19 protein-coding genes are annotated in these 22,875 nt (G+C 64.6%); 8 read left to right on the forward strand and 11 right to left on the reverse strand.

Annotation, left to right across the window (positions count from 1 at the left end):
- Window positions 1–13: 13 nt before the first annotated feature.
- The 5 genes from SOM28_RS09555 to folD form a co-directional block, all read right to left on the reverse strand.
- Entirely contained in the window at window positions 14–346 is a 333-nt protein-coding gene (locus SOM28_RS09555; RefSeq protein WP_109346568.1) for an H-NS histone family protein, read from the reverse strand.
- 144 nt (window positions 347–490) lie between these two features.
- Entirely contained in the window at window positions 491–928 is a 438-nt protein-coding gene (locus tag SOM28_RS09560; RefSeq protein WP_123071831.1) for a DUF2486 family protein, read from the reverse strand.
- Window positions 925–1,350, reverse strand: coding sequence for a DNA polymerase III subunit chi (locus SOM28_RS09565; protein ID WP_123071830.1), 426 nt, complete (start codon window positions 1,348–1,350; stop codon window positions 925–927). The genes SOM28_RS09560 and SOM28_RS09565 overlap by 4 nt, the downstream gene beginning before the upstream one ends.
- 77 nt (window positions 1,351–1,427) lie before the next feature.
- On the reverse strand, window positions 1,428–3,500 hold the full coding sequence (locus SOM28_RS09570) for a M3 family metallopeptidase (protein WP_320467974.1): 2,073 nt from the start codon (window positions 3,498–3,500) through the stop codon (window positions 1,428–1,430).
- 80 nt (window positions 3,501–3,580) lie between these two features.
- Complete coding sequence (folD, locus tag SOM28_RS09575; protein WP_123071828.1) at window positions 3,581–4,441, reverse strand: bifunctional methylenetetrahydrofolate dehydrogenase/methenyltetrahydrofolate cyclohydrolase FolD; 861 nt, start codon at window positions 4,439–4,441, stop codon at window positions 3,581–3,583.
- A 329-nt stretch (window positions 4,442–4,770) separates the two neighbouring features.
- Between folD and aceE the strand changes: the two genes are divergently transcribed.
- The 3 genes from aceE to lpdA all read left to right on the forward strand — a co-directional run bounded on the left by aceE (window position 4,771) and on the right by lpdA (window position 11,125).
- On the forward strand, window positions 4,771–7,479 hold the full coding sequence (aceE, locus tag SOM28_RS09580; protein ID WP_123071827.1) for a pyruvate dehydrogenase (acetyl-transferring), homodimeric type: 2,709 nt from the start codon (window positions 4,771–4,773) through the stop codon (window positions 7,477–7,479).
- A 153-nt stretch (window positions 7,480–7,632) separates the two neighbouring features.
- Complete coding sequence (aceF, locus tag SOM28_RS09585) at window positions 7,633–9,294, forward strand: dihydrolipoyllysine-residue acetyltransferase (RefSeq protein ID WP_320467975.1); 1,662 nt, start codon at window positions 7,633–7,635, stop codon at window positions 9,292–9,294.
- Window positions 9,295–9,307: 13 nt separating this feature from the next.
- Window positions 9,308–11,125 carry a dihydrolipoyl dehydrogenase gene (gene lpdA / locus SOM28_RS09590; protein WP_320467976.1) on the forward strand — a complete coding sequence of 606 codons (1,818 nt, stop codon included), beginning with the start codon at window positions 9,308–9,310 and terminating at the stop codon, window positions 11,123–11,125.
- Between the two features lie 181 nt (window positions 11,126–11,306).
- On the opposite strand, the gene SOM28_RS09595 is transcribed toward lpdA, so the two are convergent.
- The 4 genes from SOM28_RS09595 to SOM28_RS09610 are packed head-to-tail and all read right to left on the reverse strand — an operon-like array spanning window position 11,307 to window position 15,109.
- Entirely contained in the window at window positions 11,307–12,053 is a 747-nt protein-coding gene (locus SOM28_RS09595; RefSeq protein WP_320468147.1) for a LytR/AlgR family response regulator transcription factor, read from the reverse strand.
- Window positions 12,054–12,073: 20 nt separating this feature from the next.
- Window positions 12,074–13,231, reverse strand: coding sequence for a sensor histidine kinase (locus tag SOM28_RS09600; protein ID WP_320467977.1), 1,158 nt, complete (start codon window positions 13,229–13,231; stop codon window positions 12,074–12,076).
- Window positions 13,228–14,700: a carotenoid oxygenase family protein gene (locus SOM28_RS09605; protein ID WP_320467978.1), complete on the reverse strand. Its 1,473-nt coding sequence runs from the start codon at window positions 14,698–14,700 to the stop codon at window positions 13,228–13,230. Before SOM28_RS09605 ends, SOM28_RS09600 begins: the two co-directional genes overlap by 4 nt.
- A 7-nt stretch (window positions 14,701–14,707) precedes the next feature.
- Window positions 14,708–15,109: a DUF2141 domain-containing protein gene (locus SOM28_RS09610; protein ID WP_320467979.1), complete on the reverse strand. Its 402-nt coding sequence runs from the start codon at window positions 15,107–15,109 to the stop codon at window positions 14,708–14,710.
- A gap of 221 nt (window positions 15,110–15,330) precedes the next feature.
- Here SOM28_RS09610 and SOM28_RS09615 point away from each other — a divergent pair, with 221 nt between their 5' ends.
- On the forward strand, window positions 15,331–15,654 hold the full coding sequence (locus SOM28_RS09615) for a hypothetical protein (RefSeq protein ID WP_123070372.1): 324 nt from the start codon (window positions 15,331–15,333) through the stop codon (window positions 15,652–15,654).
- Between the two features lie 67 nt (window positions 15,655–15,721).
- Here the strand turns inward: SOM28_RS09615 and SOM28_RS09620 are convergent, their stop codons facing one another.
- Both SOM28_RS09620 and SOM28_RS09625 read right to left on the reverse strand, forming a co-directional pair.
- Complete coding sequence (locus tag SOM28_RS09620; RefSeq protein ID WP_109346579.1) at window positions 15,722–15,907, reverse strand: hypothetical protein; 186 nt, start codon at window positions 15,905–15,907, stop codon at window positions 15,722–15,724.
- 125 nt (window positions 15,908–16,032) lie between these two features.
- A complete protein-coding gene (locus tag SOM28_RS09625; RefSeq protein ID WP_123070371.1) occupies window positions 16,033–16,695 on the reverse strand; it encodes a TetR/AcrR family transcriptional regulator in 663 nt (220 codons plus the stop codon).
- 116 nt (window positions 16,696–16,811) lie between these two features.
- Here SOM28_RS09625 and SOM28_RS09630 point away from each other — a divergent pair, with 116 nt between their 5' ends.
- The 4 genes from SOM28_RS09630 to SOM28_RS09645 are packed head-to-tail and all read left to right on the forward strand — an operon-like array spanning window position 16,812 to window position 22,781.
- Window positions 16,812–17,951, forward strand: coding sequence for an HlyD family secretion protein (locus SOM28_RS09630; protein WP_123070379.1), 1,140 nt, complete (start codon window positions 16,812–16,814; stop codon window positions 17,949–17,951).
- Between the two features lie 9 nt (window positions 17,952–17,960).
- Window positions 17,961–19,562 carry a DHA2 family efflux MFS transporter permease subunit gene (locus SOM28_RS09635; RefSeq protein WP_320467980.1) on the forward strand — a complete coding sequence of 534 codons (1,602 nt, stop codon included), beginning with the start codon at window positions 17,961–17,963 and terminating at the stop codon, window positions 19,560–19,562.
- 26 nt (window positions 19,563–19,588) lie between these two features.
- On the forward strand, window positions 19,589–21,022 hold the full coding sequence (locus tag SOM28_RS09640) for an efflux transporter outer membrane subunit (protein ID WP_320467981.1): 1,434 nt from the start codon (window positions 19,589–19,591) through the stop codon (window positions 21,020–21,022).
- Window positions 21,023–21,056: 34 nt separating this feature from the next.
- Window positions 21,057–22,781 (forward strand): DUF8614 domain-containing protein, encoded by a 1,725-nt coding sequence (locus SOM28_RS09645; RefSeq protein ID WP_320467982.1) that lies wholly within the window; start codon window positions 21,057–21,059, stop codon window positions 22,779–22,781.
- Window positions 22,782–22,875: the final 94 nt, after the last annotated feature.

Here is a 22,875-nt window from a genome sequence, read left to right on the forward strand (position 1 = left end):
ATGATCTGAAAGCTCAGATACGCAGATCGTCGAGCGACTTGCCCTTGCCCAGTGCTTCGACTACCCATTTCGGCTGGCGGCCGCGGCCGGTCCAGGTCTGGGAGTTGTCGGCCGGGTTGTGGTATTGGGGATTCACCTTGGCGCCGCTGCCCGCTTTCTTGCTTTTGCCAGTGCCCTTGGCCAGCAATTCTTCCACCGAGATTCCCATATTCTGAGCGATCTCGAGAATCTGCTCACGCGCTTTCTTGACGTCTTGCTGCTGGCGGTTTTTGATCTCCTTTTCGATATCGAATTGAAGTCCCTTCAGCTCGGCGAGGTTATAACCCGACAGATCGATGTTTGCCATTTTGTTTCATCCTTGATTAGGTGATTCGATTCGTTTCGAAGTGCCGCGCAGGGATTTTACTATTTAATCGTCAAATATGAATGACAATCGTGCGCGGGGTGATGTCGAATCAAATCCCATGGCAAATTATTAATGCATATGGGGTTATTTTCCCAGGGTCTGGAGATGGGCAATTTCTTGTGAAACGGCGCGGGTCACGACCTGGTCCAGCGATTGATGCAGGCTAGCTCGAATTTCAGCCGAAAAACCCGCCATCGCTTTATCCACCGCTTCGGCGATGCCATCGCGCAGCCGCTGTTCGAGCACGAAATCGATCCGTCCCTGCAATTGCTGCAGTACGCGTTCGGTGAGGCGGCGTTCCATGACGCTCCATTGTTCGCCGCTCCAACGGTCGGCGGCCCGCCGCTCCAGCGCCTCCGGGGTATCCGCGTCGTCGTCGCTGGCGCTCGTTTCCGTCGTGATGGCGACTGCCGCAACAGCAGCGGGAGCAGCCGACGCCACTGGCGCGGCCGGCGCCGGCGAGTCGGCGACGACCTCGGTCAATACGGGAATGCTGGTATCGAAAGCGGGATCCTGGTTCATGTCTGTCCTGCGACGAAGTGGGTCAATGGATAGGATTGCTTTTTATATGCGACATAGCGTTTGCGTCCCTCGGCGGCATCGTCTTCATCGGTCGAAATGATTTCGAACACGCGCGCGAATTGCGCGAAATTGTTCGGCGTGCGGCGCGTGAGGTTCACCAGCATATCGTGGTGCGGTAGCGTCGCGTCTTCATTATCGGTAATCACGATCGGCGTTTGCGGCGCCAGCGGATCGTCGGCCAGCACGTGCGGAATGAAATCGGTATCGCCCACGTTCCACAGCGCCGCATTCAATGCCTCGGCCTGCTCGGTGCTTTCTGCCAGCACCACGACTTTGGCGCGTGAGCCATATGCCTTGCGCGCCAGCCGGCAGGCATAGGACAGCTTATCTGGGATATTCGTGTGGAAGTCGATCCGGGTCATGGCATCACTAAAAAGAGGAGGGCTTTCGCCCTCCGGTGCAGTTTCCTGCGCAGTTTTCTGCGCAGTTTTCTGAACGATCAGGCATTCATGCCGCTATGGCGCAGCAGGGCGTCGATCGAAGGTTCGCGGCCGCGGAAGGCCTTGAACGATTCAAGCGCGGGACGCGAGCCGCCCACGGCGAGGATCTCGCGATGGAAGCGGCGTCCGGTTTCGAACAGGTCGGCCCCGCCTTCGACGGCTTCTTCGAATGCGGCATAAGCGTCGGCGGACAGCACCTCGGCCCATTTATAGCTGTAATAGCCGGCCGCATAGCCGCCCGCGAAGATATGGCTGAACGAATGCTGGAAGCGGTTGAACGACGGCGGCGTGATGACGGCGAAGTTGCGGCGGATGTCGTCGACCAGGCTTTGCACTTCCTGGTTGTGTGGATCGAAATCGTAATGCAGGTGCATGTCGATCAGCGAGAACTCGACCTGGCGCAGGGTCTGCATCCCGGACTGGAAGTTCTTCGCCGCCAGCATCTTGTCGTACAGCGCGCGTGGCAGCGGTTCTCCGGTCTTGTAGTGCGCCGTCATCTGCTGCAGCTTGTCCCACTCCCAGCAGAAGTTTTCCATGAACTGCGACGGCAGCTCCACCGCATCCCATTCGACGCCCGAGATGCCGGCCACCGACAGCTCTTCGACTTCGGTCAGCATATGGTGCAGGCCGTGGCCGAACTCGTGGAACAGCGTGGTCACTTCGTCGTGCGTGAACAGTGACGGCTGCAGCACGCCGTCCACCATCGCCGGCGGCGTGAAATTGCAGACCAGGTAGGCGACCGGCGTCTGCACCGTGCCGCCAGAGAGCAGGCGGCGGCCGCGCGCATCGTTCATCCAGGCGCCCTGCGCCTTGCCGGCGCGCGCATACGGATCGAGGTAGAACTGGCCGACCAGCTGGCCATTGCGCTCGATGCGGTAGAAGCGCACATCCGGGTGCCACACGGGCGCGTCCTCGGGGATGACGTCGGCCTCGAACAGCTGGCGGATCACGCCGAACAGGCCTTGCACTACCTTATGTTCAGGGAAGTATTCCTTCACTTCCTGGGCCGAGAAGGCATAGCGCTTCTCGCGCAGCTTTTCGGACGCGTAGGTGACGTCCCAGGATTGCAGCTCGTCGATGCCAAGCTCGGTGCGCGCGAATTCGCGCAGCTCGGCCAGGTCTTTCTCGGCATACGGACGCGCGCGGCGCGCCAGGTCTTCGAGGAATTCGATCACGTGCTGCGGGCTCTGCGCCATCTTGGCCACCAGCGAGACGTCGGCGAAGCTGCCGTAGTCGAGCAGGCGCGCTTCTTCGTTGCGCAGCTTGAGCAGGTTGACGATGTTGGACGAGTTGTCCCACTTCTCGACCTCGGTGAACATGATGCCGGCATCCGACGCCTTGGTGGCGCTGGCGCGATAGATCTTTTCGCGGAGCAGACGGTTATCGGCGAATTGCAGCACCGGGAAGTAGGACGGGAAGTGCAGGGTAAACTGCCAGCCGCCCTTGCCATCGCGCTCGGCGGCGGCCTTCGCCGCTGCTTTTACATCGTCGGGCAGGCCGGCGAGTTCGTCTTCGTTCTCGACGAGTAGCTTGTAGTCGTTGGTCGCGTCCAGCACGTTTTCCGAGTAGCGGGTCGACAGCTGCGACTGCTGTTCCTGGATCTCGGCGAAGCGCGGCTTTTTATCTTCCGGCAGTTCGGCGCCGCCCAGGCGGAAATCGCGCAGGGCGTTTTCGACGATGCGCTGGCGCACCGGATTGAGGCTGTCCCAGTGCGGGCCGTTGCGCAACTGCTTGTATTTGGCGAACAGCGCCTCGTTCTGGCCGATGGCGGTGGAGAACTCCACGACCTTCGGCTGGTTCTCGTTATAAGTGGCGCGCAGCTCGGGCGTGTCCACCACGTGGTTCAGGTGGCCGACCACGCCCCAGGCGCGGCCCAGGCGTTCGCTGGCGTCGTCGAGCGGGGCCAGGGTGTCCCAGGTGACGTCGTCGACCGGGGCTTCGAGTTGGGCCACTACGGCGTTCGCATCCGCAATCAGCTGTTCGATGGCGGGCGTGACGTGCTCGGGCTTGATCGCGTCGAAGCGCGGCAGGCCGGAAAAGTCGAGGAGGGGATTGCTGGTGTCGGTCGTCATCGTGTTCCTTCCAGATTCGTTAAATCGGTGTGCGCCGAACGCCCGTCGCGGGCGCGCATGCCCCTCGACAGACAAGCAAATCAGCGTTGTTTCGCCAGTTCGCGCTCGGCCGACTCCACCGTGTTCTGCAATAGCATGGTAATCGTCATCGGGCCCACGCCACCCGGCACCGGGGTGATGTGAGCGGCCACTTCCTTCACGCCGTCGAAGTCGACGTCGCCGCACAGTTTGCCGGCGTCGTCGCGGTTCATGCCGACGTCGATCACGATCGCGCCCGGCTTGACCATGTCGGCGGTCAGGGTATTGCGGCGGCCCACGGCGGCCACGATCACGTCGGCCTGACGGGTGTGGTAGCCCAGGTCCGCGGTCGCGCTATGGCATATGGTCACGGTGGCGTTGGCTTGCAAGAGCAACATGCCCATTGGTTTGCCAACGGTGTTGCTGCGGCCGATGACGACGGCGTGCTTGCCGCGCAGGTCGATGCCGGTGGTTTCGATCAGCTTCATGCAGCCGTACGGGGTGCAGGGGCGGAAGCCTTCCAGGCCGGTCATCAGCTCGCCGGCCGACAGCACCGAATAGCCGTCGACGTCCTTGGCAGTCGAGATGGCCTCGATAACCTTCGACGGATCGATATGCTTCGGCAGCGGCATCTGCACCAGAATGCCGTGGATGGCCGGGTCCACGTTCAATGCTGCAATGCGGTCGAGCAGGGCCGCTTCGGACAGGTCGGCCTCGTATTTCTCGAGCACCGAATGGAAGCCGACGTCGCCGCAGGCCTTCACCTTGTTGCGCACATAGACCTGGCTGGCCGGGTCCTCGCCGACCAGGATCACGGCCAGGCCGGGCTGCTTGCCGGCGGCGGTGAGTTTGGCGGCGCGCGCGGCGATATCTTCGCGCAGTTGTTTGGAAAGGAGAACTCCGTCGATCAGTTGTGCAGGCATGGTGAAGGCTCGTCGCTGGGCAAAAACAGAATTATACGACTCGGGCATGCAATCTCCTCCGTTCAGCCTATAAATGCCCCGTTTTTCGCCGGACCAAAGGCGCTTCGGTATACGATGTCCGTTGATCGAAAGTTCAATGTTTCCCTATGAAAAATGTGCACTTGCAGCATACGATTTCATATAGTGAAATCGCATACCGTAATTTGAAAATGCCAAAATCCACTGGTAGAATCCATTGGTTTATCAAAAAGTCAGTTTGAAAATTCACTACTCGCCGCCAGCCTGCGCAGGGATCGGGTCGGGGCGCACCACTCTAGGAGACGCATGACATGTCAGCTCAACTCGACCAGTTGACCGCGCAAGCCGCCAATGATCCGGACGCGATCGAGACCAAGGAATGGCTCGATGCGCTGGAAGCGGTGATCGAACATGAAGGGACCGAACGCGCCCATTACCTGATGGAGCGCCTGGTGGACCTGGCGCGCCGTCGCGGCGCCCACGTTCCGTTCTCGGCCAATACCGCCTACGTGAACACCATCCCGGCCCACCTGAACCAGAATTCGCCGGGCAATCTCGAATACGAAGAGCGCCTGCGCTCGTGGATGCGCTGGAACGCGATGGCGATGGTCGTCAAGGCCAACCGCGCCGACGGCGACCTGGGCGGCCACATCTCGTCCTTCGCCTCGCTGGCGAACATGCTGGGCACCGGCTTCAACCACTTCTGGCACGCCCCGACCGAAGACCACGGCGGCGACCTGCTGTACATCCAGGGTCACTCCTCGCCCGGCATCTACGCGCGCGCCTTCCTCGAAGGCCGCCTGACCGAAGAACAGCTGCTCAACTTCCGCCGCGAAGTCGACGGCAAGGGCCTGTCGTCGTACCCGCACCCGAAACTGATGCCGGACTTCTGGCAGTTCCCGACCGTATCGATGGGCCTGGGCCCGCTGATGGCGATCTACCAGGCGCGCTTCCTGAAATACCTGCACGCACGCGGCATCGCCAAGACCGACAACCGCAAGGTCTGGGTCTTCTGCGGCGACGGCGAGATGGACGAGCCGGAATCGATGGGCGCGATCGGCATGGCCGCGCGCGAGCAGCTGGACAACCTGGTCATGGTCGTCAACTGCAACCTGCAGCGCCTGGACGGTCCGGTGCGTGGCAACGGCAAGATCATCCAGGAACTCGAAGCCGACTTCCGCGGCGCCGGCTGGAACGTGGTCAAGGTCATCTGGGGTTCGCAGTGGGATCCGCTGCTGGCCCAGGACAAGGACGGCATCCTGCAGCGCGTCATGATGGAATCGGTCGACGGCGAATACCAGAACTACAAGGCCAAGGACGGCGCCTATGTGCGCAAGCACTTCTTCGGCAAGCATCCAAAGCTGCTCGAGATGGTCTCGAAGATGAGCGACGACGACATCTGGCGCCTGACCCGCGGCGGCCACGATCCGCACAAGATCTACGCCGCGTTCAAGAACGCGCAAGAGAACAAGGGCACCCCGACCGTGCTGCTGGTGAAGACCGTCAAGGGCTTCGGCATGGGCAAGTCGGGCGAGGCGCGCAACACCGCCCACCAGACCAAGAAGCTCGACGACCAGGCGATCCGCGACATGCGCGACCGCTTCAACATCGCCATCCCGGACGACCAGCTGGCCGACATCCCGTTCTTCAAGCCGGCCGACGACGCGCCCGAGATGGTGTACCTGCACGAGCGCCGCAAGGCCCTGGGCGGCTACCTGCCGCAGCGCCGCGAGAAGGCCGACGAGCAGCTGGTGGTGCCTAAGCTGGAATCGTTCAAGGGCGTGCTCGAGCCGACCCCGGAAGGCCGCGAGATCTCGTCGACCCAGGCCTATGTGCGCGTGATCACCAGCCTCTTGAAGGACGAAAGCATCGGCCAGCGCATCGTGCCGATCCTGGTCGACGAATCGCGTACCTTCGGCATGGAAGGCCTGTTCCGCCAGATCGGCATCTTCAACCAGCAGGGCCAGTTGTACGAGCCGGTCGACCGCGACCAGGTGATGTACTACCGTGAAGACAAGGCAGGCCAGATCCTGCAAGAGGGCATCAACGAAGCGGGCGGCATGAGCTCGTGGATCGCGGCGGCGACTTCGTACTCGTCGAACAACCGCACGATGATCCCGTTCTACACCTTCTACTCGATGTTCGGCATGCAGCGCGTGGGCGACCTGGTCTGGCTGGCCGGCGACATCCGTGCGCGCGGCTTCCTGATGGGCGGCACCGCCGGCCGCACGACGCTGAACGGCGAAGGCCTGCAGCACGAAGATGGCCACAGCCACGTGATCGCCGCGACCGTGCCGAACTGCCTGCCGTATGACCCGACCTTCGGCCACGAAGTCGCCGTCATCATCCAGGACGGCCTGCGCCGCATGGTGGAAGAACAGGAAGACGTGTTCTACTACATCACCATCATGAACGAGAACTACCCGCATCCAGGCCTGAAGCCAGGCCAGGAAGAGGGCATCCTGAAGGGCATGTACCTGCTGCAGGAAGGCGCTGCGATCGCTGGCGACAAACCAGCGCCGCGCGTGCAGCTGATCGGCTGCGGCACCATCCTGCGCGAGTCGATCGCAGCAAGCCAGCTGCTCAAGAACGACTGGGGCGTCGATGCCGACGTCTGGTCGGCGCCTTCGCTGACCCTGCTGGCCCGCGATGGCCAGGACGCCGAGCGCTGGAATATGGTCAACCCGGAACAGCCGCAGCGCGTGCCGTACGTGACCTCGCTGCTGCAGAACACCAGCGGCCCGATCGTCGCGACCACCGACTACATGCGCATGTTCGCCGAGCAGATCCGCGCCTTCATGCCGAAGGACCGCACCTATAAAGTGCTGGGCACCGACGGCTTCGGCCGCTCGGATTCGCGCGTCAAGCTGCGCGAGTTCTTCGAGGTGAATCGCTACTACGTCACGGTTGCTGCGCTGCGCTCGCTGGCCGACGAAGGCAAGATCGACCGTGCCATCGTGTCGCAGGCGATCGCCAAGTACGGCATCGACCAGAACAAGCCGAATCCGGTGACCCAGTAATGCTCTGGTGACCCGTCGTCCCCGCGAAGGCGGGGACCCAAGTCCTCAGCGCTGCCATTACTGTTTCTGGTATTGGTGCGCTGGCAAACTTGGGTTCCCGCCTGCGCGGGAACGACGGTCTCCAAGCCAATGAAAAATAACGGAGCTAACACTATGAGCATTGTGGAAGTCAAAGTCCCCGATATCGGCGACTTCAAGGAAGTCGAAGTCATCGAACTGATGGTCAAGCCGGGCGACACGATCAAGGTCGACCAGTCGCTGCTGACCGTCGAATCGGACAAGGCGAGCATGGAGATTCCATCGAGCCATGCCGGCGTCGTCAAAGAGATCAAGGTCAATGTCGGCGACAAGGTCGCCATGGGTTCGCTGGTGCTGCTGCTCGAGGAAGCCGGCGGCGCAGCCGAAGCGCCTGCTGCTGCTCCCGCAGCCGCGCCTGCCGCCGCTGAAAAACCGGCTGAAAAGCCTGCCGAAGCGCCAGCCGCTGCCGCTCCTGCCGCATCCGGCGGCCTGGTCGACGTCAATGTGCCGGACATCGGCGACTTCAAGGAAGTCGAAGTCATCGAACTGATGGTCAAGGTTGGTGACACGATCAAGGTCGACCAGTCGCTGATCACGGTCGAATCGGACAAGGCCAGCATGGAAATCCCGTCGAGCCATGCCGGTGTCGTGAAAGAACTGAAAGTGAAGGTCGGCGACAAGGTTGCCAAGGGTTCGCTGGTGCTGGTCGTGGAAGCGACCGGCGGCGCGCCTGCCGCCGCGGCTCCTGCTGCAGCGCCTGCACCTGCTGCACCTGCGCCTGCCGCAGCGCCCGCAGCCGCGCCAGCGCAAGCATCGGCGCCAGCACCTGCTGCTGCTCCAGCTGCAGCTGCAGCGCCAGGCGTGACCGGCTCGAAAGCCCACGCTTCGCCGTCGATCCGCAAGTTCGCGCGCGAACTGGGCGTCGACCTGGGCCGCGTGCCTGGTTCGGGTCCGAAAGGCCGCATCACCCAGCAAGACGTGCAGAACTTCGTCAAGGGTGTGATGGCTGCGCCAGCAGCCGCACCGGCAAAATCGGGCGGCAGTGGCGTTGGACTTGACCTGCTGGCCTGGCCGTCGCTCGACTTCTCGAAATTCGGTCCGACCGAAACCGTGCCGCTGTCGCGCATCAAGAAGATCTCGGGCCCGAACCTGCATCGCAACTGGGTCATGATCCCGCACGTGACGCACTTCGACGAAGCCGACGTGACCGACCTGGAACAGTTCCGCGTCGATTCGAACGCCGCGCTGGCCAAGCAAAAGTCGGCCGTCAAGCTGACCATGCTGGCCTTCGTGATCAAGGCAAGCGTCGCCGCGCTCAAGAAATTCCCGCAATTTAATGCGTCGCTGTCGGAAGACGGCGCAGCCCTGATCACCAAGCAGTACTACAACATCGGCTTCGCGGCCGACACCCCGAACGGCCTGGTGGTCCCGGTCGTCAAGGATGCGGACAAGAAGACCATCTCGCAGATCGCCACCGAAATGGGCGAGCTGTCCGGTCTGGCGCGCGACGGCAAGCTGCCGCCGACCGCGATGCAGGGCGCGACCTTCACCATCTCGTCGCTGGGCGGCATCGGCGGCACCAACTTCACGCCGATCATCAACGCGCCGGAGCTGGCGATCCTGGGCCTGTCCAAGTCGGCGATGAAGCCGGTGTGGGACGGTTCGGCCTTCCAGCCGCGCCTGATGCTGCCGATGTCGCTGTCGTACGATCACCGCGTGATCGACGGCGCCGGCGCCGCGCGCTTTGCCGCCTACCTCGGCGAAGTGCTGGCCGACCTGCGCAAGACCCTTCTGTGATTGGAGCGCCTAGATGAGCACTGTTGAAGTGAAAGTCCCGAATATCGGCGACTTCAAGGACGTCGAAGTGATCGAGCTGATGGTCAAGGCCGGCGACACGATCAAGGTCGACCAGTCCCTGATCACCGTCGAATCGGACAAGGCCAGCATGGAGATCCCATCGACCCACGCGGGCGTGGTGAAGGACATCGCGGTCAAGGTCGGCGACAAGATCAACGAAGGCACGCTGTTGCTGACGGTGGAAGAGTCGGGCGCTGGCGCTGCAGCTCCGGCAGCTGAAAAGCCGGCCGACAAGCCAGCCGCCGCGCCAGCCGCGCCGACCGAATCGCAGGCGCCAGCCAAGCCGGCGCCTGCGCCGGCCGCGCCGGCCGCAGCCGCACCGAACGCCTCGAGCTACTCGGGCCAGGTCGACATCGAATGCGAGATGATGGTGCTGGGCGCCGGCCCTGGCGGCTACTCGGCCGCCTTCCGCGCCGCCGACTTAGGGCTGAACACCGTGCTGGTCGAGAAGTACGCGACCCTGGGCGGCGTGTGCCTGAACGTCGGTTGCATTCCATCGAAGGCGCTGCTGCACGTGGCGCACATCATGGATGAAACCGCGCACATGGCCGACCTGGGCGTGGCCTTCGACAAGCCGCAAGTCGACATCGACAAGCTGCGCGCGCACAAGGACGGCGTGATCAAGAAGATGACCGGCGGCCTGGCCTTCATGGCCAAGGCGCGCAAGGTCAATGTGGTGCAGGGCGTGGGCCAGTTCCTCTCCCCGAACCACATCGAAGTCACCGGTCCTGACGGCGCCAAGAAGGTCGTGGCCTTCAAGAAGGCGATCATCGCCGCCGGTTCGTCGGTGGTGAAGCTGCCGTTCGTGCCGGAAGATCCGCGCATCGTCGATTCGACCGGCGCGCTGGAGCTGCGCCAGGTTCCGAAGAAGATGCTGGTCATCGGTGGCGGCATCATCGGCCTGGAAATGGCGACCGTCTATTCGTCGCTGGGTTCGCGCATCGACGTGGTCGAGATGATGGACGGCCTGATGCAGGGCGCCGACCGCGAGGCCGTCAAGGTCTGGCAGAAGTTCAACGCCCACCGCTTCGACAACATCATGACCAAGACCAAGACCGTCGGCGTGGAAGCGCTGCCGGAAGGGATCAAGGTCACCTTCGAAGCCGCCGAAGCCGGCGCCGCCTCGCCAGAGCCGCAGCTGTACGACCTGGTGCTGGTGGCCGTGGGCCGCAGCCCGAACGGCAAGAAGATCTCGGCCGACAAGGCCGGCGTGACGGTGAGCGATCGCGGCTTCATTTCGGTCGATAGCCAGATGCGCACCAATGTGCCGCACATCTTCGCCATCGGCGACCTGGTGGGCCAGCCGATGCTGGCGCACAAGGCGGTGCACGAGGCGCACGTGGCGGCCGAAGCGGCCCTGGACAAGAAGACCCACTTCGACGCCAAGGTCATTCCGTCGGTCGCGTACACCGATCCCGAAGTGGCATGGGTCGGCCTCACCGAGGACGAAGCCAAGCAGAAGGGCATCAAGGTCGAGAAGGGCCACTTCCCGTGGAACGCCAGCGGCCGCGCTGTGGCCAACGGCCGCGACGAGGGCTTTACCAAGCTGCTGTTCGACGCCGAGACCCACCGCATCGTCGGCGGCACCATCGTCGGCACCAATGCCGGCGACATGATCGGCGAGATCGCGCTGGCGATCGAGATGGGCGCGGACGGCGTGGACATCGGCAAGACCATCCACCCGCACCCGACCCTGGGCGAGTCGATCGGCATGGCGGCAGAAGCCTACGAAGGCGTCTGCACCGATTTGCCGCCGCCGAAGAAGCGCTAAGCCGCAAAAAACTGGGGTCACAAAAAACTGGGGTCAGGTCTGACATTCGGACACGGCCTCAGCATTCATCAAGCAACAGCTGGGTCAAAAGCTGATATTCGTACACCGGTGTTGTAGAGCCCGTGTCCGAATGTCAGACCTGACCCCGCTGTTTTTTTAAGACCTGACCCCACTGTTTTTTTTACATTTGCCGGAACACGTCCATGTAGTTGCGGCTCACCACCAGTTGTTCCTCCCGTCCCTTGAGCTTCACGTGCAGCCGGCCGCGAAAATCGGTGCGCGTGCCCGCCACGTGGCGCGCCGCCACGATCACCCCACGGTGGATCTGCCAGAACTGCTGTGGGTCCAACTGTTCCTTCAACTGCCGCAGCGGCGTGCGGATCAGGCTTTCGCCGTCCGGCAGGAATACGCTGGTGTACTTGTCGTTGCTCTGGAAGTAGATTACTTCCTCGACCGCGATCAGGCGCGTTTCCTGGCCTGCGGCGGCGCGGATCCACTGCAGCGGCGCCGGCGTGGCAGGCACCGCGGGAACACCGGCTCCCAGCTGGCGCAGCAGCGCTTGTAGCGCATCCGCCGGCAGGGCGGGCGCGGGCGCCGGTGCCGAGAGGGTAGCGCGCAGCCGCTCCACGGTACGCGCCAGCCGCTCCTGGCGTATCGGCTTCAGCAAATAATCGAAGGCCTCGTGCTCGAAGGCCTGGGCCGCGTAATGTTCGTGCGCGGTGGTGAACACCATGCGTGGAGGATTGCCGCCGGCGCACAGGCGCGCGGCCAGGTCGATCCCGGTCAGGCCCGGCATCTGGATGTCGAGGAAGACCACCTGCGGCGCCAGCTCGTCGATCAGGCGCAGCGCTTCGATGCCGTTCGGCGCGCGTACGATGTCGAGCCCGGGCCAGGCCTCGAGCAGCTGGGTGGTGAGATAGTCGAGCAGATGCGGCTCGTCGTCGGCGATCAGGGCAAGGCAGCGGTCGATGATGTCACCTCGGTCTGTGAAAAGGGAAGCAGCAGGCGCGCGACCACGCCGCCGCCGGGATTGTCGAGCAGTTCCAGGCGGGCGCCAGGCCCGTGCAGCTGGCGCACGCGCTCGCGCAGGTTGGAGAGGCCGACGCCGCCGCCGGGGCGGGGCGGCGCGGCCACCAAGCCGCGGCCGCTGTCACGCACCTCGACCCGCAGCACGCCTTCATCGACGGCGGCGCGCAGCACGATCTCGCCGCCATCCACCTTGGGTTCCAGCCCGTGCATGACGGCGTTCTCCACCAGCGGCTGGACCAGCATCGGCGCAATTGGCAAGGCGCGACTGGCTTCGTCGGCCTCGATGCGCCAGCGCAGGCGCGCGCCCATGCGCACGCCCAGCACGTCGAGATAGCTTGCCGCGAGATCCAGCTCCGCGCCGAGCGTGGCGCTGCCTGCGCGGCTGGCGGCCAGGCTGGCGCGCAGGTAGTCGATGAAGCGTTCCAGCATGCGTTTCGCGTCGATCGGCTGGCCGTCGATCAGGCTGACCACATTGGCGAGGGTGTTGTACAGGAAGTGCGGCTCGATTTGGGCCTGCAGCGCGCGCAGCTGGGCCTCGGCCAGCAGCCGCGCCGCGGTCGCCATCTGCTCATGCCGGCGCGCTTCCAGGGTCTGGCGTTCGATGCGGCGCTCGCCCGCCACCAGCACCGCCAGCATGGCCACGCCGATGACCAGGCCGAGGGCAAGCAAGCCGGTAAACGCATCGGAATGCATGGCCGGCAGCGCGCCCCGCAGGATGGCGCCCGACAGGACGAGGCCGAAGGCGGCGCACAGGGCGATCGCAGCCAGTTCGAGCAGGCGCGCGACAAGCCGGCTGGCGGTCGGCGGCACGACTATTTCCAGCAGCCGCAGTGCGCCGTGGATGGGGAAGCCGATACACTGCGAAGCCAGCAGGCTGTAGCCGAACATGGTGTGAAACGACGAGGGCCAGTTGCCGAAAGTCTGTAATACCACCGTGATCGCCAATGCGATCAGGGTATTCCACAGCGCGGTATAGAGCAGGTCGCGCATGGCCGAGCGCGGCCAGCGCCGGAATACCGGGAATAGTTCAAGCGGATGGCCGCGCCTGCGCGCCAGGGTCGGGGTAGCTGTATTCATGCTGCTAGGAAATTACCATGAAAGCAGTGCGGTGCGCGATAGGGAAGTCGCGCCAGTGTCACGGGACCATCCTTGATGCCGGCGGCATCGAACACCGTCATCACGGTCTGCCTGGCGCGCAAGTCCTGGGCCACGCCGACCAGGTAGCCGTCGGTTTCCGAGCGCGCGTTGCGGCGCGGGACCAGCACGTGTTCCTCGACCTGCCAGCCGGCGCCGAAGACGTAGCCATCGACCTTGCCGCTATCCGTATCGACCAGGTTGACGCTGTCGAGCCTCAGGTCGGGCGAGGCGCCGCTGGCGCCCAGCAGGGCCAGGCGGCGGTGGCGCGCCATCGCCACCTGCGGCATCACGCGCGGGAATTCGCTGGTGCCGAACAGGCGATCGGTGCGCGCCTGGCCAGCGGCATAGTCCAGCGTGACCTGCACCGCGCGGCTGCGCGGCGGCGTGTGCTCCCCGCGCATCACGCTGCCCACTTCGGCCAGCGCATCGCCCTCGTGCAGTACCACGTCGAAGCGGGTGCAGTCGCCGTCTTCCCACGCATTCCCGAAATGGAATACCATCTGCGGCGGCAGTTCGAACACCTGGCGCAGCGTCAGCGTGTCCTTTGCCACCACGATCACCCGTGCCGGACGTGCGCTATTCCATGCATGGCGGTCGGCGAAACTCCGGCCGGCATCGTTCTGCAGATCGTAGGGCGGAACCACGAAGATCAGGTGCTTTGCGCTGACGACGAAATCATGCACCAGCGCCAGCTGCGGGACCGGCAGCACGGCGGTGCGCAACACCTGGCCACGGGCGCCGATCTGGTACAAGGCCAGGCGGTTGGCGCCGGGCAGCGTGCCGAAGTTCCACATGCCTCCCTGCGGATCGAGCTTGGGATGGGCCGAGAATGGCATCGCACGCAACTCGTCGCTCCAGGTCTTGATCCCACGCGTGGCCAGCGACTCCGGATCGAGCTCGATGGCCGAGCCGCCTTCCCACAGCGCGTACAGCTGGCCGTCGTAGGGCAGCAGATTGGTATTGGCGGCGTTCATCGTGTCGTTGTCGCGCACGCCCCGGCGCGTCACGAGCGTGCCGAAGGCCGGATACAGGAACTGGCCCGCCGCGCTTTCGTCGACGTAGCGCTGGGTCTCGACGAAGCGGCCGCGGTGGCGCACCTTGCCGTCGCCCACGGTCCAGGCCTGGGCGAAGCCGTCGCCGTCGAACCAGTGGTGGTAACGTTCGCCACCCAGCTCGAAGCGGCCTGGCCCGTTGCGGTAGAAGGTGCCGCGCAGGTCGCGCGGCAGCCGGCCCTTGACGACGGCATCACCTTGCTGGCTGCCGGCCTGGTTGGCGTAGACCGCCAGCGACGGATCGCGCGCCAGGGCGGCATGGAAGCGCTGGTAGGTGGCCTCGTCGGCGCGGACCGCCGGTGCGAGGGCGAGGGCGCCGAAGGCGGCGCCGGCATGCAGGAAGGAGCGGCGGTCCATGGCGGCCTCAGCGCAGGGTGACGCGGATGGCCTTGCCTTCGGCCGGCAGCGCAAAACGGGCGGACTCGAACGACGGCGGGCCCATATTCCCCAGCGCATCGTTGCTGAAGCCGGTTGCCTCGACCGGGATCCCCATCATGTTCTGATCCAGCTTGCCGTTGTCGTTGGCGTCGTGGTACACGGAGACGGCGTACTGGCCGGTCGCCAGGCCCTTGAACTCGAGGGTGGCCCCGACCGCGGCGCTGGCGACCTGCAAGGGGCGCTTGAGGAAGCGGTCGGCGCTGTCGAACAGCGCCGCGCGGACGGCGCCGCCGTCGCCGCGCGCGCCGTCGACCTGTATCGACAGGTCGGCGGCGTGGCTGGCGGCAGCGCTGGACAGCAGGGCAAGCAGAAGGGCAAGGCGGTTCATGGAAGGCTCCGGTTGAGTGGTCAGTGGGGCCATTCTGGAAGAGCGAACCGGAGCCCACCGCGGTTTGCGACGAAGCGGCGCCTGGCGGCGCGAGTTGCAGTCATGCGGCGCCAGTTGCCTTGCCCGCGTGCGCCGCTTGCCAGCGCCCGCCAAAAGCCTATGATGGAAGAATGCGGCGGCAAGCCGACTTGCCGCGTCCGTGTTCAGCTCAGGAGGGCAAGATGGACGAGCACTGCAACGAGTACGTCGGGACCGTCTACGTGTTACCGGAAACCCGCTGTTTCGAACTCCATACCACGGTCCACGGCGCGCCGGCGACCATTACCGGCACCGTGTCCCAGCTGCTGGCCTCGCAGTTCAGCCAGTACGTGCCGGGCGCCATCGGCACCGTCGATCCGCAGCAGGTGGCGGTGCGGCCGCGCCGGGTCGAGGTGCTGACCCGCGAACTGCACGAGCGTCACCGGGCGCCGCGCAAGGTGCACCTGCTCACGCGCGTGCATGACGTGGAAGAGCAGGCCAGGCCGGTGCCCGTGTCGGCCATTTGAAGGTGCTGCAAATGAAAAATGCCGCCCGGCTTGCACCGGACGGCATTGTCATGAAGGCGACTTTGCGTCAGCCGAAGCTGACGAAGCGCTCCGGGATATCGATCGTGCCGGCCTTGGCGGCGGCGGCATAGGTGCGCATTTCAGCGATGACCGCTTCCATCTGGTCGGCGCCAGGGTTTTCGATGAAGTTCTTCATGCGTTCTTGCAGCGATGCTTGTTGATCACGCCATTCGTATCTGGACGACTTGCTCATGCTTTCTCCTCGCGGTCACACCGCTGTTATTGATATTCACGACATCCTCTGTGAAGGCTTACAGATTGCCACAAAATCATCCCTTGTGTCCGTGCGATGCCGCACTTAGTTTCGTGACTTAACAATTATTTAACAATTTTCAGCACGCTGGCATAGAACAGCTCGAGGCGCGCCGCCAGTTCTCGCCGCGTTTCCTCGCGCGTGGGCTGGGTGTCGGGGAACAGGAAGCGTCCGATCGGATCACCGCTGATGCAGCCGATCAGGTGGGTCGGCAGCAACTCCAGCGGCACATCGTCGCGCAGCTGGCTGCGGATGTCCGGGCGCGAAAAGAAGCGGTACAGCATCTCGCGCGTCAGGCGCGGCCCGCCTTCATAGAAAGCCTCGGCCAGTTCCGGATTGCTGCCGGCTTCGGCGATCACCACGCGCTGCATGGCCATCGCCTCGGGTTCGACCAGCATATCGTAGAAATCGCGCGCGAAGTCGTCGACGATTTCGCGCAGCGGGCGTGTGTCGGCGTCCATGCTATGGCCGGCAAACAGGCGTTCGCGCCGTGAGGCGAGCACGGCCTTGAGCAGCCCGGCCTTGCCGCCGAACTTCACATAGATTGTGCGCACCGCCACCCGCGCCTCGCGGGCGATGGCTTCCAGGCTGACCTTGGTATAGCCATGGCGCAGGATGAGGCAGCCCGCCGCGTGGATCAATTCCTGGGTGCGGGCCTCGACTTCCGACGCCTTCGGGCGTCCGGCGGATTTGACGGCCGCCACTGTTTCATTCTGTGCTTTGCTCATGGCAAAGACTCTAGTGCAAACTAAAATGAAACGCAACCGTTTCATTTCTTGACTTCCGCGTATTGCTGGCAAATAATGCGATGAATCCATTTCATTTCATTTTCCGGAGCTTTTTCATGGCAGAGATGCACAGCACGGCAGGGCAGGCGCCCGCGGCACAAACCCCAGCGGGCGGGGCGCCCGGCAAGAGCGGGCCCAACAAGCGCGTGCTGGTCGTGGTCGGCCTGATCGCGTTGGTGGCGATCGGCGCCGGTGGACGCATGTGGTACCGCAGCCATCACTTTGTCGAGACCGAAAATGCCTACGTCACCGGGCGCGTGCACCAGGTGTCGTCGCGCGTGGCCGGCGTGGTGACGCGGGTAGCGGTGGACGACAACCAGCTGGTGAAGGCGGGCGACACGATCGCCGAGCTGGATCCGGTCGACCATGCCGTGCACGTCGAGCAGATCGAGGCCCAGATCGCCAGCGTGCAGCAGCAGGTCGGCCAGGCCGAGGCCCAGATCCAGCAGGTGCGCGCGCAGGCCGCCGCCGCCGGCGCCCAGGTCAAGCAGTCCCAGGCCCAACTGCTGCGGGCGCGCCAGGATGCCGAGCGCTTCGGCCAGCTGTACAACGAGACCATGAAGGCGGTCTCGAAGGCCGAGGTGGATGCGTCGAGCGCCGCGCGCGACGCCGCCGTGGCCGACCTGGCCGCGCGCCGCGACAATGCGTCCGCCGCGCAAGCCCAGATCGGCGCCGCCGAGGCGGGCCGCGACGTGCTCAAGGCGCAGGTGAAGGTATTGCAGGCGCAGTGGAAGGAAGCGCGGCAGCAGCTGGCCTACAACCGCATCGTGGCGCCGGTGGACGGCCGCGTCGGCCGCCGCAGCATCGAAGTCGGCGCCCGCGTGCAGCCGGGCCAGGCGATGCTGGCGGTGGTCGAGGATAATGTGTGGGTGGTCGCCAACTTCAAGGAAACCCAGCTCGCCGGCCTGGCGCCAGGGCAGAAGGTCAGCCTCGACGTCGACGCGCTGCCCGAGCATCACCTGGTGGGTCGCGTGGACAGCTTCGCCCCGGCCTCGGGCAACCAGTTCGCGCTGCTGCCGGCCGATAACGCGACCGGCAACTTTACCAAGATCGTGCAGCGCGTGCCGGTCAAGATCACGCTCGACCCGCAGGACGTGAAAAAATACGCCGGCCGCCTGGTGCCCGGCATGTCGGTGGTGGCCGAGGTCGAACTGGGCCAGGACGTCAAACCGACCCAGACCGCCGCCGTCCAATAAGCGCTGGCCATGACTACCCTGAGCAAACCCGCCGGCCTGGGAGTAGTCCCGGGCGCGCCTGTGAACGGCGCAGCGGTGGACCTGCGCACCTGGATCGCGATCGCCGCCGGCATGCTGGGCGCCTTCATGGCGGTGCTCGACATCCAGATCACCAACTCTTCGCTGCGCGACATCCTCGGCACCTTGTCGGCCACGCAGGAAGAAGGCTCGTGGATCTCGACCGCCTACCTGTGCGCCGAAATCGTCGTGATCCCGCTGACGGCGCTGTTTACGCGCGCTTTCGGCGTGCGCAATTACATGATCGGCACCACCGCGCTGTTCCTGGTGTTCTCGACCCTGTGCGGCGCGGCCTGGAGCCTGGAGAGCATGATCGTGTTTCGCATGCTGCAGGGCTTCACCGGCGGCGCGCTGATCCCGATGGCGATGACCCTCGTGATGACGCTGCTGCCGCCATCCAAGCGCGCCACCGGCATGGCCATCTTCGGCCTGACCGCGACGCTGGCGCCGGCCATGGGCCCGACCCTGGGCGGCTATCTGTCGGAGCTGTATGGCTGGCCGTCGATCTTCTACATCAACTGGGTGCCGGGCGTGCTGCTGATCGCCGGCATGGCCTGGGGCCTGAATCCCGAGAAGGCCAACCTCAGGACGCTGGTGAAGGCCGACTGGCTGGGCATCGCGCTGATGGCGATGGGCCTGGCCTGCCTGACGATCTTCCTTGAAGAAGGCAATTCGAAGGACTGGTTCGATTCGAGCTTCATCGTGGCCTTCGCCGCGCTCTCGCTCACGGGCCTGCTGGGCTGGGTGGCGCTGAGCTTCTCGAAGCCGGAACCGTTCGTCAACCTGCGCCTCTACGGCCAGCGTAACTTCCTGGTGGCGACCACGTTGTCGGCCGTGATCGGCATGGGCCTGTATGGTTCCTCTTACCTGCTGCCGCTGTACCTGGGCCAGATCGCCGGCTATACGCCGATGCAGATCGGCGAAGTAATCGCCTGGGTCGGCCTGCCGCAATTGCTGGTGATGCCGTTCGCGGCCAAGCTGTCCTCGAAAGTCGACAACCGCATCCTGTGCAGCTTCGGCCTGTTCATGTTCGGCATCTCGTGCATCATGAATTCCTTCATGGACGCCACCACCGGCTACGACCAGCTGATGTGGACGCAAGTGGTGCGCGCCATCGGCCAGCCCTTCGTGATGCTGACCCTGTCGAACTTCGCGATGTCAGGCCTGCAGCCACGCGACATGGGCTCGGCCTCGAGCCTGTTCAACATGACCCGCAACCTGGGCGGCTCGATCGGCATCGCGCTGCTGGCCACCTCGCTCACCAACCGAGAACACTTCCACTCGGCGCGCCTGGGCGAAGCGGTTTCAAGCTATGCACCGGCGACCCAGGAACGCCTGGACGTGCTGACCCAGGGCTTCATCGCCAAGGGCATCGACCCGGCCAGCGCCGCCAACCAGGCCCTGGCCGTGGTCGACCGCCTGGTGCGGCGCGAAGCCTATGTGATGGCCTATAACGACGGCTTCTGGATCATCGGCATGATCCTGCTCGGCTGCATCGCGGCGATCTGGATGGCCGACAAGGTCAAGTCGCCGGGTGGCTCAGGCGCCCATTGATACTGAATCGAATGAAGAGATCAACCATGTTCAAACCTCTTGCCTCCGTCCTCGCGATCGCTACCCTGGTCTCCGGCTGCACCACGCTCGGCCCGGATTTCAAGGCGCCGGACGCGCCGGCACAAACGGCGTTCCGTCATATCGAGGCGGGCAGCGCCAGCGCGCGCCTGCCGGCCGCCTGGTGGACCGTGTTCCATGACGCCACCCTCGACAGCCTCGAGGCGCGCGCGCTGCGCGACAATCCAGGCGTGCAGGCCGCGGCCCAGCGCCTGCTGCAGGCGCAGGCGCAACTCGGCGTGGTGCGTGCCGGCCAGCTGCCGAGCGTCTCGGTCGGCGCCGGTGTGTCGAATGCCCGTACCTCGGCCGAAACGTCGCAGGGCCTGGCCCTGGGCGGGCGCTCGATCGAGGGCAATAACTACAGCGTCGGCGCCTCGCTGTCGTATGAGCTCGACCTGTGGGGCCGCGTGCGCCGCGTGGTCGAGGCCAGCGATGCGCAGGCGCTGGCGGCGCAGGACGACCGCGACGGCGTGATCCTGCTGCTGTCGAGCCAGGTCGCATCATCGTACTGGCAGCTGCGCGGCCTGGACGCCGAGCGCGCGATCCTGGAGGGCGCCCTGGCCACGCGGCGCGAGTCGGAGCAGCTGGTCGAGGCCCGCTTCAATGCCGGCCTGTCGAACGAGCTGGATGTATCGCGCGCACGCATCGAGCGCGCCAACGCCGAAGCCGACCTGCACGAGGTGCAGCGCCAGCGCAACCTGGTGGAACACGCGCTGGCCACGCTGGTGGGCAGCACGCCCAGCGTGCCATTGCTGGACGCAGATGCGGCCGCGCAACTGCCGCAGCCGCCTGCCATCCCCGTCGGCCTGCCGGCCAGCCTGATGGGCCAGCGGCCCGACCTGGCAGCCAGCGTGGCGCAGCTGAAGGCGGCCAATGCGCAGATCGGCGTGGCCGAAGGCGCCTTTTATCCTGCGCTGTCGCTGACCGGGAATTTCGGCTATGCCTCGCAAAGCCTGAACGACCTGACCAACGGCGGTGCGCGCCAGTTCTCGGCCGGCCCGCTGGCGTTGTCGCTGCCGATCTTCGATGGCGGACGCAATCGCGCCAACCTGGCGCTGGCCAGGGCGCGCTACGACGAAGCGGTGGCCAACCACCAGACGAAGCTCCTGACGGCGCTGCGCGAAGTGGAAGACGCGCTGTCCGACCTGCAGCAGCGCCAGCAACAGGGTGACGTACAGGCCCAGTCGCAACAGGCCGCGGCGCGCGCGCTGCTGGTGGCGCAGGCGCGCTACGAGCGTGGCGTATCGACCTATCTCGACGTGACCGATGCCCAGCGCAGCACCCTGGCGGCGGACCGCGCCGCGGCCCAGATCCGCACCCAGCGCCTGCTGGCGACGGTGGCGGTGGCGCGTGCGCTCGGCGGCGGTTGGGAGCAGGGGGAGGCGTTGGCGACGGTGCGATAATGGTCTGGTTGCCATCCAGGATACGGGAGAGACCATGAAAAAAATCTTCGCACCGCTCGCTTTGTGCTTTGCCATCAGCGCCGCATTCATTCCAGCCGTGTACGCGCAGACCGCGCCGACAGTCGCCAGCGCCGACCAGCTGCAAGCCATGTCGAAACGCCTCGCGCCGGTCGAGCTGCGCGCCGATGTGTCGCACCTGTCCAAGGGCGACCGCGCCGCCATCGTCAAGCTGATCGAAGCGGCCAAGATCATCGATACGCTGCAGCTGCGCCAGCGCTGGGCCCATAACGAGGCGCTGTGGAGCGCGCTCAAGAAGGACACCACGCCGCTCGGCCGCGCGCGCCTGGATGCCTTCTGGCTCAACAAAGGCCCGTGGTCGAACCTCGACAACAATGCGTCGTTCATGCCGGCCGAGTATGCGGGCATCAAGATTCCGGCGAAGAAGCCCGAGGGCGCCAACTTCTATCCGGAAGGCGCTACCAAGGCGTCGCTGGAAAACTGGATGAACGGCCTGGCGCCGGAGCAGAAGAAAGAGGCGCAGTGGTTCTTCACCGTGATCCGCACCGGCCCGGACGGCAAGCTGCGCACCGTGAAATATTCGGACGAGTACCGCCCCGAGCTGGACAAGCTGGCCAAGCTGCTGCGCGACGCGGCGGCAGCCACCGATAACGCATCGCTCAAGAAATTCCTGAGCCTGCGCGCCGACGCCTTTCTTTCCAACGACTACCTGGCCTCGGACTTCGCCTGGATGGACCTCGATTCGCCGGTCGACGTGACCATCGGCCCGTATGAAACCTATAACGACGAGCTGTTCGGCTACAAGGCCGCCTTCGAGGCCTATGTGAGCATCCGCGATCCGAAGGAAACGGCCAAGCTGGACTTCTTCGGCAAGCACCTGCAGGAACTCGAAGACAACCTGCCGCTCGACAAGCAGTACCGCAACCCGAAGGTCGGCGCCATCGCGCCGATGGTGGTGGTCAATGAGGTCTATGGCGCCGGCGACGGCAATATGGGCGTGCAGACCGCGGCCTACAATCTGCCGAACGACGAGCGCGTGATCCGTGAGCGCGGTTCCAAGCGCGTGATGCTCAAGAACGTGCAGCAGGCGAAGTTCGCCTCGACGCTTACGCCGATCAGCAAGCAGGTGCTCAAGCCGGCGGACCAGAAGGACCTGGATTTCGATTCCTTCTTCACCCACATCCTGGCGCACGAGATCATGCACGGCCTGGGACCGCACCACACCAAGAAGGACGGCAAGGACTCGACCCCGCGCCAGGACCTGAAGGAAACCTATTCGACCATCGAGGAAGCGAAGGCCGACATCACCGGCCTGTGGGCGCTGCAGTACATGATGGACAAGGGCCTGCTGAAGGACACGCTGGGGCAGGGCGCGGCGGCCGAGCGCAAGCTGTACAACACCTTCCTGGCCTCGAGCTTCCGCACCCTGCACTTCGGCCTAAGCTCTTCGCATGCGCGCGGCATGGCGATCCAGGTCAACTACCTGCTCGACAAGGGCGGCTTTGTCGCCCACGACAACGGCACCTTCTCGGTCGACTTCAAGAAGATCAAGGGCGCCGTGATCGACCTGGACCGCGAATTCCTGACCATCGAAGCCACCGGCGACTATGCGCGCGCCAAGGCGATGATGGACAAGTACGTGGTTATCCGTCCCGAGGTGCGCAAGGCGCTCGACAAGCTGAAGGCGGTGCCGAACGACATCCGTCCGGCTTTCGTCACTGCAGAAAGCTTGCTCAAATAAGCTTGCCGTAAGCAAACCTCGCAGCACCGTGCTATAGTCAAATCGTTTCCATTAGGAAATACCTATGGTATTTAGTTCAACTAAAACGATATGC

The sequence above is a fragment of the Massilia sp. CFBP9026 genome (assembly GCF_034045165.1).
In the GTDB taxonomy this organism is placed as follows: Bacteria; Pseudomonadota; Gammaproteobacteria; order Burkholderiales; family Burkholderiaceae_D; genus Telluria; species Telluria arenae.

Excerpts from the sequence above, each read along its gene's own strand:
- SOM28_RS09600 (WP_320467977.1), bottom strand. The coding sequence starts at position 13,231 with ATGAATACAGCTACCCCGACCCTGGCGCGCAGGCGCGGCCATCCGCTT.
- SOM28_RS09560 (WP_123071831.1), bottom strand. The coding sequence starts at position 928 with ATGAACCAGGATCCCGCTTTCGATACCAGCATTCCCGTATTGACCGAG.
- SOM28_RS09615 (WP_123070372.1), top strand. The coding sequence starts at position 15,331 with ATGGACGAGCACTGCAACGAGTACGTCGGGACCGTCTACGTGTTACCG.
- SOM28_RS09570 (WP_320467974.1), bottom strand. The coding sequence starts at position 3,500 with ATGACGACCGACACCAGCAATCCCCTCCTCGACTTTTCCGGCCTGCCG.
- SOM28_RS09610 (WP_320467979.1), bottom strand. The coding sequence starts at position 15,109 with ATGAACCGCCTTGCCCTTCTGCTTGCCCTGCTGTCCAGCGCTGCCGCC.
- SOM28_RS09620 (WP_109346579.1), bottom strand. The coding sequence starts at position 15,907 with ATGAGCAAGTCGTCCAGATACGAATGGCGTGATCAACAAGCATCGCTG.
- aceE (WP_123071827.1), top strand. The coding sequence starts at position 4,771 with ATGTCAGCTCAACTCGACCAGTTGACCGCGCAAGCCGCCAATGATCCG.
- SOM28_RS09625 (WP_123070371.1), bottom strand. The coding sequence starts at position 16,695 with ATGAGCAAAGCACAGAATGAAACAGTGGCGGCCGTCAAATCCGCCGGA.
- folD (WP_123071828.1), bottom strand. The coding sequence starts at position 4,441 with ATGCCTGCACAACTGATCGACGGAGTTCTCCTTTCCAAACAACTGCGC.
- aceF (WP_320467975.1), top strand. The coding sequence starts at position 7,633 with ATGAGCATTGTGGAAGTCAAAGTCCCCGATATCGGCGACTTCAAGGAA.
- lpdA (WP_320467976.1), top strand. The coding sequence starts at position 9,308 with ATGAGCACTGTTGAAGTGAAAGTCCCGAATATCGGCGACTTCAAGGAC.
- SOM28_RS09605 (WP_320467978.1), bottom strand. The coding sequence starts at position 14,700 with ATGGACCGCCGCTCCTTCCTGCATGCCGGCGCCGCCTTCGGCGCCCTC.
- SOM28_RS09635 (WP_320467980.1), top strand. The coding sequence starts at position 17,961 with ATGACTACCCTGAGCAAACCCGCCGGCCTGGGAGTAGTCCCGGGCGCG.
- SOM28_RS09555 (WP_109346568.1), bottom strand. The coding sequence starts at position 346 with ATGGCAAACATCGATCTGTCGGGTTATAACCTCGCCGAGCTGAAGGGA.
- SOM28_RS09640 (WP_320467981.1), top strand. The coding sequence starts at position 19,589 with ATGTTCAAACCTCTTGCCTCCGTCCTCGCGATCGCTACCCTGGTCTCC.
- SOM28_RS09645 (WP_320467982.1), top strand. The coding sequence starts at position 21,057 with ATGAAAAAAATCTTCGCACCGCTCGCTTTGTGCTTTGCCATCAGCGCC.
- SOM28_RS09565 (WP_123071830.1), bottom strand. The coding sequence starts at position 1,350 with ATGACCCGGATCGACTTCCACACGAATATCCCAGATAAGCTGTCCTAT.
- SOM28_RS09630 (WP_123070379.1), top strand. The coding sequence starts at position 16,812 with ATGGCAGAGATGCACAGCACGGCAGGGCAGGCGCCCGCGGCACAAACC.